The sequence below is a fragment of the Verrucomicrobiota bacterium genome (assembly GCA_016871535.1).
In the GTDB taxonomy this organism is placed as follows: Bacteria; Verrucomicrobiota; Verrucomicrobiia; order Limisphaerales; family SIBE01; genus VHCZ01.
Window position 1 is genome coordinate 21,137 of the sequence record VHCZ01000052.1, and the last position, 9,971, is coordinate 31,107.

General features: G+C 60.3%; 10 protein-coding genes. 9 read left to right on the top strand and 1 reads right to left on the bottom strand.

Annotated elements, in window-relative coordinates:
- Window positions 1-253 precede the first annotated feature (253 nt).
- The 8 genes from cas10 to FJ398_09465 all read left to right on the top strand — a co-directional run bounded on the left by cas10 (window position 254) and on the right by FJ398_09465 (window position 8,912).
- Complete coding sequence (cas10, locus tag FJ398_09430; GenBank protein ID MBM3838171.1) at window positions 254-3,334, top strand: type III-B CRISPR-associated protein Cas10/Cmr2; 3,081 nt, start codon at window positions 254-256, stop codon at window positions 3,332-3,334.
- Between the two features lie 3 nt (window positions 3,335-3,337).
- Window positions 3,338-4,756, top strand: coding sequence for a hypothetical protein (locus FJ398_09435; GenBank protein ID MBM3838172.1), 1,419 nt, complete (start codon window positions 3,338-3,340; stop codon window positions 4,754-4,756).
- Between the two features lie 52 nt (window positions 4,757-4,808).
- Window positions 4,809-5,672: a type III-B CRISPR module RAMP protein Cmr4 gene (cmr4, locus tag FJ398_09440; GenBank protein ID MBM3838173.1), complete on the top strand. Its 864-nt coding sequence runs from the start codon at window positions 4,809-4,811 to the stop codon at window positions 5,670-5,672.
- On the top strand, window positions 5,669-6,025 hold the full coding sequence (cmr5, locus tag FJ398_09445) for a type III-B CRISPR module-associated protein Cmr5 (GenBank protein ID MBM3838174.1): 357 nt from the start codon (window positions 5,669-5,671) through the stop codon (window positions 6,023-6,025). Before cmr4 ends, cmr5 begins: the two co-directional genes overlap by 4 nt.
- Complete coding sequence (cmr6, locus tag FJ398_09450) at window positions 6,022-7,281, top strand: type III-B CRISPR module RAMP protein Cmr6 (protein MBM3838175.1); 1,260 nt, start codon at window positions 6,022-6,024, stop codon at window positions 7,279-7,281. The genes cmr5 and cmr6 overlap by 4 nt, the downstream gene beginning before the upstream one ends.
- Complete coding sequence (gene cmr1 / locus FJ398_09455; GenBank protein ID MBM3838176.1) at window positions 7,068-8,156, top strand: type III-B CRISPR module RAMP protein Cmr1; 1,089 nt, start codon at window positions 7,068-7,070, stop codon at window positions 8,154-8,156. The genes cmr6 and cmr1 overlap by 214 nt, the downstream gene beginning before the upstream one ends.
- A gap of 106 nt (window positions 8,157-8,262) precedes the next feature.
- The gene (locus tag FJ398_09460) at window positions 8,263-8,697 is read left to right on the top strand and encodes a PIN domain-containing protein (GenBank protein MBM3838177.1); all 435 of its coding nucleotides are present in this window, start codon (window positions 8,263-8,265) and stop codon (window positions 8,695-8,697) included.
- On the top strand, window positions 8,694-8,912 hold the full coding sequence (locus FJ398_09465; GenBank protein ID MBM3838178.1) for a hypothetical protein: 219 nt from the start codon (window positions 8,694-8,696) through the stop codon (window positions 8,910-8,912). The genes FJ398_09460 and FJ398_09465 overlap by 4 nt, the downstream gene beginning before the upstream one ends.
- A gap of 328 nt (window positions 8,913-9,240) precedes the next feature.
- Here FJ398_09465 and FJ398_09470 read toward each other — a convergent pair whose 3' ends face one another.
- Window positions 9,241-9,447 (bottom strand): hypothetical protein, encoded by a 207-nt coding sequence (locus FJ398_09470; protein MBM3838179.1) that lies wholly within the window; start codon window positions 9,445-9,447, stop codon window positions 9,241-9,243.
- A 60-nt stretch (window positions 9,448-9,507) separates the two neighbouring features.
- Between FJ398_09470 and FJ398_09475 the strand changes: the two genes are divergently transcribed.
- A partial coding sequence (locus tag FJ398_09475) for a hypothetical protein (protein MBM3838180.1) occupies window positions 9,508-9,971 on the top strand: 464 nt, incomplete at its 3' end.

Sequence of the window (9,971 nt, forward strand, 5' to 3'; positions counted from 1 at the left end):
GCCCCTGTTCGGGCACGCGCTAGCATTCGCATCAGCAAGCCAAAGGAACTGGTGCATGGAAGCAGCGTCCTCAGCGAGAATCCCCCCGACGTCCCCGGACGTCCGTACTCTCGCGCCCGCCCGCTGCCTCGCCGACACTGTCCGCCGTGAACATGAATCACTGCATGTCATCCGCGCTTGTCTGCGGAGAACCGTTTACAGCCCCAAATCAGAACTCGCGACAACCAGGAATCCTCAACCGCATGATTGAGCCATGACCGACTGGAGACGAAAACTCGCCGCCTACCTCCACGACCCGCCGGAGAAGGCTTACGATTTCGGAGAGCACCATAAGGAGCGTGCCAGGATCCATGCCGAGAGCTTCGGCGTAGGTGACCTGTGGCGAAGTATGGGCGGCAATCCCGACTGGTCTGCGGCCGCCGCTGATCGTTTCGTCTTTCCGCACGGCAGCAAGGTCGGCGCTTCCTTGAGTGAAGAGCTCAAGGTTGCGTTCGTCCACCCGCTGAGCGGTCGGGACGACAACGACAATCCCGCGCTGCCCACCGGGTCGTTGGTCTATCCCGGCCAAAGTGACGCTGAACAGTGGCTTTCCGACATCCGCCCGGAATGGAAGAGCAGTGATCCGCAGACTCTGTTCCTCCGCGCCTGGCGGAGATGGTCCGAACACGCCGCCGATCATGCCGGCGGCAAGGGCCGCGGAGCGGAACTCCTGCCTTACCTTTCCGCGGACACGCGCATTCCCGATGGCTCCATCTGGCATCACTGCGCCGTGGTTAGTGCTTTGGAAGCCACTCGTGCTGGCCAAGGCGGAGAGCTTCAGCCCGCCTTCCTGATTTTCCAAGTCGGCCCAGTCCAGGATTTCATCGCGCAGGCGCGCAGCACGCGCGACTTGTGGAGCGGTTCCTATCTGTTGTCGTGGCTGACGATGCACGCCATCAAGGCGGTGGCCGACCAATGCGGGCCGGACGCTATCATCTTCCCGGGCCTCAAGGGGCAGCCAATTTATGATTTCCTGGAGCGACGGCTCGACCTGCAGCGACATGACAACGAAGTGCTGATTCCCGGCATCCCGAATCGCTTCCTCGCGCTCGTGGCAGCGGGATTCAGCGGCGCCGACGTGGAGAACGCCTTCCGCAAGGAATGGAGGCTCATCGCTCAGGAATGTCAGGCTTGGCTGAAGGAAAAAGAGGTTCCTTTCAACGAGCATCATCAGCGCCTGTGGGACGAACAGATCGATCGTCACTGGCAGCTCACCTGGCAACTCTGGCCGTGGCGGGATGCTGACAGAGCAATCGCCGCATTCAAGGCTTTGCCGCTGGGCGCAGAGAATTCCATTCACTTGGCGAAGGAAATCGTCGAGAGCATTCCCGAAGCTCACAACGATGAGCGGTGCTACCGCGGCGGCCAACTTGACCCCGGCTGGGCGTGGAGTGCTCATTACCAGCTATGCCAGCACGCCATTGATGCGCGGCGCAGTCTGCGTGACTTCCGTCCGTTTGATTTCGACGCGACGCGTAAGCCGGGCCATCGCGATGCCCTGAGTGGCCGAGAGGAAGCGGTCGTGCAGTCGAAAGCGCTTGAGGATGCGGTCAAGAAAAGTGCCGAACTCCGTCCTCTCTTCCGCCATATCGAGCCTCTCGGCGCTGCTAATCTCATCAAGCGCGTCTGGCATAAAGCCTACCTCTTCCGGCTCGACAAGGTAGAAAGCGGAAAGCATCTGCCCAAATTGGAACGTGCGAAGGAGGCTTTCGACTCCGTGTCGGCCGTGGCCGCGGCCGGATGGTTGGAGCAACTCCGTAAACGCATGGAGACCAGCCAGGACTTGTGGGCAGACGTCGTCTCTTTGTCGGAGGTTCTGGAGGCCTGCAGCGACAAGCTTTGGGGTGTCGCCATTCCGGCGAAGATTGGTCGAAACACCGAGGCGACCGAAGACCGCTGGCTCGACCGGATTGACGCCGAAATCTTCACCGTCCGGTTCTGGACTTCGCTTGGACAAGACGTCCGTTCTGACTCGGCAATCATCGCAGCCGCCAATCGGGTTGAAACGCTGAAGAGAGCGCACAAACTCGGCGAGCCGCCTGCCTACTACGCCGTGCTCGCCCTTGATGGTGACCAGATCGGCCGATGGCTCAGCGGCGAAAAGTCGCCCCGCGTTGGCGGTGTCATGAGTCCCAAAGCTCGCGATTACTTCGAGCAGAAGATGCTTCCCGCAATGAGCACTGACGAAAAGCGGAAGCTCGCCGAGGCGTTGCAAAAACTTCTTTCGGACGGCAACGCTCCGGAGAAGCCCGCTGATTGGAAGGGGCAATGGCCGCCGCAGTCGTCCGAAGATTGGATTCGCTCCTGGCTAGCGTCGCCTCGTCCGATCAGCCCGTCGTGGCATCTCCAGTTCAGTGAGGCGCTGGCCAACTTCGGCCTCTACGCAGCTCGCCGCATTGTCGAAGAAGTCCACCACGGCCAGCTTATCTATTCCGGCGGCGATGACGTCCTGGCCATGCTCCCGGCGGACGAAGCCGTCGCTTGTGCTGCAAACTTGCGTGCGGCGTTCCAAGGCAGGCTGAAGGATATGACCGACGAGTGTCGGCGTCTCTTCCGACAGGAAGCGCCGGAGGGGTTTCTTTGGCTCGCTGAGCCCAAGCCGGGAGAACCCTCCTGGCCGTTGCTCGTGCCAGGCCCACGCATGACCGTCTCCGTCGGCCTCGCCATCGGCCATATCAAGGAACCGCTGCAGGACCTGATTCAAGAGGCTCAACGCGCCGAGAAACGCGCCAAGGCCGCACCGGAAAAACTGGTCTTCGACCGGTCCGACGCAGACTCCGCCAAACACGCCGAACGCTGGAAGGCTACGGAAGGCTGGGACCGGGACGCGCTGGCCGTGACGCTGTTCAAGCGCAGCGGCGAGACCATCCACTGGGGTGCCAGGTTCGAGTCGCCGGCCTTTGCGCTCCTCCACTTCGTGCAAAAGCACTACCGCACGCCGTGGGACGATCCCAAGCGGGAGACTGCCATCACCGGGCGTTTCCCCTACCGCCTCGCCGAACTGCTTCACCGCTACGGTGAAACCGCGAAGACCTCGGAACTGCTCGTCATTGCACGCAAAGAGATCGCGTTTGTCATTAGCCGCCAAACTTGCACGGACAAAGAGGCCGCTGAAAAAGGCTTGAACTTTACTCGCGAAGATTTCGAGCGGCTTTGCGGTCGATACTTGGAGCACCTAGCCCAGTTTGCTTGGACCCATCCCAACGAGGCCAAAACCACGCCTGCGCCGCGGCCACTGCGCGAATTCATCAATCTCTTCCTCCTCGAAGCCTTCATCCGCCGACAGGCAGATTGATCCATGAAAACCTACACGCTTGAACCTCAAGACCTGTTGTTCTTCCGCGATGCGCGGCCTATGGAAACCAGCGGCGGCCACGGCGCCCGTTGGCCGGAACCCTCCGTCATCTTCGACGCCCTTCATGCCGCCCTTTGGCGCGCCTTTCCGGAAAAGCGGGCGTGGGAGCATAAACACGATTACGGTCGCAGCAGCCATCGTCCGCGCAACGGCGATACCCAGCGCTTTGGCTCTCTCGTCAGCGCCGGCCTGTTCGCTGTCTGGACCGACGGCCGCTGGCTTTTCCCAGCGCCGGCAGACGCGACTGCCTCGGACGACACCGACGGCTGGTTGCTGGTGCCACAGGCCTCTCAGGGCTCGACCAATCTTCCGGCCCCGTTTCTCAAATGCACGGTGGCCAGCCGCGCCAAACCCTCCAAAGAAACCGTCCAGCCATGGTGGAGCACCACCGCATGGAGGGATTACCTCGCCGGCCAGAAGCCAGCCCGTGCGGAGTTGTTCAGCCACGACGACCTGTTCGCCGCTGAATGGACCACGGGCATCGGCATTGACCCTGAAACGCAGACCCAGGACGGCCAGCGCATCTACAGCGCCGAATACCTCCGCCTGCGACCCAAGGTACGCTGCGGGTTTACCGCGAGCCTGCGCATGAAGCACAACGGCAGCGGCCGGGACCTACGCGAGTGCATCGAGCAACTCTTCGAAGCCACCGATACCATCATCGTGGGCGGTCAACAGCGGCCGTGTCGGGTGGAGCCTTCAAAAGAAAACGCGACACCCCCATTCCCCCTTGGAATGAGCCGTGACTTCCATTCCCATGGCGAGGCTGGAAACCAACGTTTGCTGGTCAAGTGGATCCTTCTTACCCCGGCCATCTGGCCAGAAATCAAGCCGGGCTTCACCAGGTCGCGGGAAGAGATCCGCGCACACCCCGGCGGCTGGCTGCCAAACTGGATTTGCCCCAACAGCGGCAAAGTGCTGCTCCACCACCGTCCCGGCGAGGTTCGACGGGTCTGGGACGAAACCAAAGGCCGCACGGTGCGCCGGGCCGACAACGAAACGAATATTGCCGCCCACCTCGTTGCTGCCTGCGTGCCCAAACCGACCCCAGTCACTGGTTGGACCGAGCGGCTGCACCTCCTGCAAGACGAGCGTGAGAAGTGGGCCCCAGGAGGCGACGACAAAGCCCACGGCCCGCGCCAGACCCATCTCGCTGTCCCGGCTGGCGCCGTCTATTACTTTGAGGCCGACTCGGAAACGGACGCGCGCAACCTAGCCGCAGCCCTCAATTGGCATGGCGGCCAGAAATCGGAAATCGAAAATCCGAAAGCCGAAATCCGGATGAATCGTCGCAGCACGCTGATGGGCGAGAAAGGCTTCGGCCTCGGCGTCTGCGGCACCTGGAAATTCTTCGGGACGTGAGCGGACGTCCGACCAACTGACTTTGAACAATGATTGAACTACAAACCAGACTATGAGCAGCAAACGCATCCTCTACCTGTTCACAAGAACGCTGCTCCACGTCGGCGCCGGCGCCAGCGTGGGCGCGATTGACCAACCCATCATCCGCGAACGCCACACTGGTTTCCCGGTTATTCCGGGCACAGCCTTGAAAGGCGTTCTGGCTGACGAGGAGCCCTTCCTGAAGAAAAGCGGAAGTGGCAAATGGGAACGCACCGACGTTGGTCGCGAAATCTTTGGCGACGAACGCACTGATGGGGAGAACACTCGCGCCGGCTCCGTTTCGTTCGGGGAGGCCAAGCTGCTGGCCTTTCCGGTGCGGTCGGGGCGCGGTTGTTTTGCCTGGCTTACGTGCCCGATCATACTCAAGCGATGGGCCCGCGAGGCGCGCCTTTCTCTCAGCCTGCAACCTGATCAAGAGCCGAAAAACAATGAGGCGTACTTCGACAAGGCGACTCTAGGCGATAAAGCGATCTTCGAAGACTACATCTACGTGTGGAAAGGCGAATTTCCGAGCAATGGGCAAACAGGCGCATGGCTCACACAGCTTGGGAAGGTGCTGACCGACGCGGTTTGGAAGGACTCGTGCTCCAAACACCTCGCACTGGTCAACGACGAAGCCCTCGCTCACTTTGTCCGCGCGGCTAGCGAGGTGTCTCAACATGTGCGGATCGATGACGAGACGGGTACTCAATTCCACGGCGCATTATTCAATCAGGAAAACGTTCCGGCGGAGGCCCTTTTCTTCGCGCCTCTGGTCGAGTTGCGCCCAGGTGCGCTCGCCAAGATTACACCTCCGGCGGTCATCCAGATCGGCGGGGACGCGACGACTGGACTGGGCTACTGCAGCGCGGAAATGAAGGAGGTGGGCGAATGAAAAATCTTGAGCAAGTCCGCGCCTTCAATGCGCTGTCGCCAGTGGCTAGGCAAGTTCGGGCGGGGGAAGGGGAAGGGGACGCGCTCAGCGGTTACCCTTCGCTCATCATCAACAACGGGTTGCTCGCCACCCTGGCGTTCAGCCTCGAAAAAAAGAAGCAGCATCTGCGCATCGCCACCGCCATCGCTCATCACTTGGCCAACCTGCCGGATGGCGAGAATCTGATCGCGCCCAAGCCCCCGACAGCCGAAGGGTTGCGGGACAAGTTAACCGAGTCGGATTCGCATCACCTCCAGCGGTGTACCACTGAAGCTGTGGCGTTTCTTACCTTTCTCAAGAGGTTCGCCGCATGATCTACGCCTGCAAAGAAACGCGCGAAGTCTGGCAGGCGCTTTGTCGCTCCAAGGCGCATTCCCGCACATTGGCACTGGAGCGATTCGTGGACTTCCCGAACAGCGAGAAAGACACAGACTGGCGTCGCCGGACCTGCGAAAGCATCCGCACAGGCCAGTTTTTTGCCCAGAAGATACGCCACTGGGGGCAGTTCATTGACCGCTTGGCGGGCAAGCCCGAACGCATTCTCGTTGGTCGGCTCCAGTCTCGTCTGGTCCTGAATGCTGCAGGTGGCGTGCTGGAAAACGGCGGGATGTGCCTGGACCGCATCAGTGGAATTCCGTTCATCCCTGGCAGCGCAGTCAAGGGTTGTGCCCGACGCTCGGCCATCGCGGAATTGGCCGAAGTGGCACCGGACAAAAAGGCCGGTCTGCTCGAAGCCGTCGCGCTGGTTTTTGGCTGGACCGAGCAAGGCTGGAGCGACGAAACCAACATGCGCGGTCAGCGGTTCTCCGACTTCAGGCCAGCCTGCGGGCAGACCTGGGCCGATCTCCGTGAGCAGGTCGCGAGACGACTGTGCCAGCGCTTCGGAGTGGCAGTCCAGCCGGGCAAACCTGCATGGAAGCAACTTCCCAATTTCGCTGGAGCAGTAAATTTCCTGCCCGCCTATCCTCGCAATGGAGACCCGGGTATCGAACTCGACGTGGTCACCTGCCATCACAAGAAATATTACATGGATTACATGGCAGAGCCGGGGCATGAGATCGCGCTCGACGATGAGAACCCCGAACCGATTGTCTTCCCGGTCACCAAAGCAGTGGGCGAACCGGAGTTCGCGTTTGTGGTCTTGGCTAATGGCAACGGAGTTGATGATCTTGAGAATCTCGCTCGTCGGTGGTTGCAAAAGTCGCTCGAAACTTTTGGAATCGGCGGCAAAACCGCCGCAGGTTACGGCTGGTTCCAGTTCGGCCCCAAGCCCGCCTCTCTCGCTGCTCCTCCAACCCAGGGCACCGGCGAAACCCTATCGTCCCGGCAGCCTTCCGAACATCCCCTGATCCGGCAATGGCGCGGGCGCGCCACTCGCGAGAATTTCCCCGCCATCTTGCCACAGCTTGCAGCTATTGGAGATGTCGAGGAGTTGCGCCGTCTTTTCGAGGCCATTATCCCCGAAAACGAACGTCACCGGCTTCGCACGAGCAACCCCTACTGGCAATCATTTCGTTCGCGCCCACAGGGCCAGCAAATCCTTCAACGTCTGGGCATCCAGCTCCAATGAACTCGCAGACCTACACGCTTGAATTCATCACTCCATGTTTTTGTGCGGGAGCCGACCAAGCTCGTGCCGAAATCCGCGCGCCCGCAATCCGGGGTCAACTCCGCTGGTGGTTTCGTGCGTTCGGAGGGACCCGTGCTGACGAACAAGAAGTATTCGGAGGAATTGCCGGCGAGGAGGGAAGGTCCAGCACCCTCGTTGTCCGAGTTGCAGAACTCGCGCGCGGACTCCCTTGGCGCCCGCCAAAGGTGGAACCAAATGCGCCAGAGGCCTACGTGTGGCACTACGCGAGCGTCTCGGGGAAGCAGAAGGGGCAGCCCGGCCCTGGCCCTCGCTGGTCCGAGCACGGCAACTTGCCGCCCGGCACCAAAGTCCACCTGCAACTGCTCTGGCGACGACAACCGCCACCCGGCGCGCGGCAAGGCTTTGATGACGCTCTAAAAGCCTTCCTCGCGCTTGGTGCTGTCGGTATGCGCGTGACGCGCGGAGTCGGTGCCTTTTGCTGCCTGGAATCTCCATTGACATCTCAAGCACTGGCTGAAGTTGAAAGCTTGCTCAAGAAGCATCGATTCGGCTTTCTCGTGTATCGGCAAGGTTTGAGCTCGTGGGAGGAAGCAATTCGAGCCGCAGGTCAAACTCTGAAGGAAGACCTAAGGCCCAGGTTCCCGGCTGGGAAACTGGGCGACCAGCCAGGTCCTCTTGGCTCAAGCAAGCCACGGCAAACCAGTGGACTCTACCTGCGTCCAGTTTGCATTACGGACAACAATACTGCGAACAACAAGTATGCACTCTGTGTCTTCGAAGCCCCCGCTGAGCGAGTGCTTGGACGAGAGTCCCGTCGTGGCGCGCCCGCTCTACGAGTGCTGCGAAGGCGCTGAAGCTAATCGTCACGATCTGCGAACACCGACGCGGCAAAACCTGTGAATCACCACCTCCTCACCGTTGGCATCAGCCTGCTGTTTGCACTCCCGTCCAGCCCAGCTTGTGAAAGTCTATCTTGACACCAGCGCGATCAAACGCCCCTTTGATGACCAGACTCAGCCACGCATCAAACTGGAAACCGAGGCGCTGGTGACTATCTTGGCCATGGCCCAGGCTGGCGAGATCACGCTCATCAATTCCAGCGTCCTGCGTTACGAAAACAGCCGTAATCCGGACGCGGAAAGGCGCCGCTACATGGAGCAAACGCTGGAGTTGTGTCAGATTGATCAGGCCATGAACGAACAAGTCCAACAACGCGCGACGGGCCTGGAAGCGCTGGGCCTGAAGCCGCTCGACGCGCTGCACGCCGCCGCCGCCGAAACCGCCCGAGCCGATTATTTCCTGACGTGCGACGACCGTTTGCCGCGCCGTTACGCCGGATCGCTAAAAATTGTGAACCCTGCGACGTTAGTCCTTCAATTCAACGAATTACCATGAACACCAAAGCTCTCAACGAACAAGAGGTCATCCATGAAGCCATGACCGTGTTGCTCGAACATCTCGAACCGGCCAAGGTAGCCAAATTTCTGGCTGCCCGCCCGATCTCCGGCGAGGATTATCTCGCCTTGCGCGAGAGAATCTTCGCTGGCGAAACCGTTGATTCACTCGCCGACAAGATCCGCGCGTTCGAGCAAGCGGAAGGAAAATCCTGAAGTGTCTGCCCGATGAGTAATCCGCATCCCAAATCGCAAATCGTAAATCATCAATGCCGCTCGCCCTCGTCCAGGTCGTCAACGTCCGGATCAAATCACCTCCACTCCTTCGGGCAGTCGTCCTTTTGGCAAAAACGTTTTGATCAGCTCCCCATGGCCGCACACCTTGAAACTGGAAAAGTCCTTGAACCATTTTCCGTTCGGAACCTCCGGGTCTGTCGCAAGCCAATCGGCGAGAGCCGCGATTTGATCGTAAGGGATGGACCATTTCTCTCGACGATCCAAAAGGTGGGCCAACAATGCGGGAGGAAGATTCCCGCGCCGGATTCTAGGCATGGCGATCCGCGCGACCGTCCCCGTAAAAACCGCGCATGAATTCCCTTCGCAATCGCTTCCGCTCGTGCGGAGTTTCTGCCGTATCCATCCTCTGCAAAATCGACGCCAGTTGGCGACCGCTCAAACGCCGGCCCGAGCGCGTCTTGCCGCGCAATGCTTTGGTCTTGACCTTCAGAACAGACATAACTTCGATTTGCATAACCCTCTCCCGATCGCGTGTCAACGTTCGCCCGCCTGCAAATCCCAATTCGCAAACACCATGACCCAACTCCACATCGTCACCGTCGGCATCAGCCTGCTCACCAATTACGCCAAAGCGAGCAACCTGCCGTTGGAAAAAGTCCTCCAGCAGCACAAGCAACTGGCCGAATTCCTCAAGGCCGATCCCCGTGCCGCCTGCTCGGAGATCAATTCGCTCGCTGCACGAACGGGGTTCTTGCGCAGGAGAACCACGGGCCTCGCAGTCAGCCTTGTCTATTCGGCCACAGCCGGCCGGGAGAGCCACCTTACTGCCCGACTCATCGGCAACTTCCTCAAACAACACGGGGTCGAAGTCGCCGAGCTCAAGCTGAAGGACATCGGCGTTCCGGCCAACCCTCAGAGCGTGTCCGAAAATTGCGCGGGGTCCTGCGGCGAGGGATTTTGGCTGTGGCCAAGGCGGCGAGGTCCGAGCATCCCCAACGCGGGCTGTAAGGACCGAGCCAACGCAGGCCACGGACAAAA

Coding starts and splice junctions, on each gene's coding strand:
- cmr6 (MBM3838175.1), top strand. CDS start 6,022: ATGATCTACGCCTGCAAAGAAACGCGCGAAGTCTGGCAGGCGCTTTGT.
- FJ398_09435 (MBM3838172.1), top strand. CDS start 3,338: ATGAAAACCTACACGCTTGAACCTCAAGACCTGTTGTTCTTCCGCGAT.
- cmr5 (MBM3838174.1), top strand. CDS start 5,669: ATGAAAAATCTTGAGCAAGTCCGCGCCTTCAATGCGCTGTCGCCAGTG.
- cmr4 (MBM3838173.1), top strand. CDS start 4,809: ATGAGCAGCAAACGCATCCTCTACCTGTTCACAAGAACGCTGCTCCAC.
- cmr1 (MBM3838176.1), top strand. CDS start 7,068: ATGGCGCGGGCGCGCCACTCGCGAGAATTTCCCCGCCATCTTGCCACA.
- FJ398_09465 (MBM3838178.1), top strand. CDS start 8,694: ATGAACACCAAAGCTCTCAACGAACAAGAGGTCATCCATGAAGCCATG.
- cas10 (MBM3838171.1), top strand. CDS start 254: ATGACCGACTGGAGACGAAAACTCGCCGCCTACCTCCACGACCCGCCG.
- FJ398_09470 (MBM3838179.1), bottom strand. CDS start 9,447: ATGCAAATCGAAGTTATGTCTGTTCTGAAGGTCAAGACCAAAGCATTG.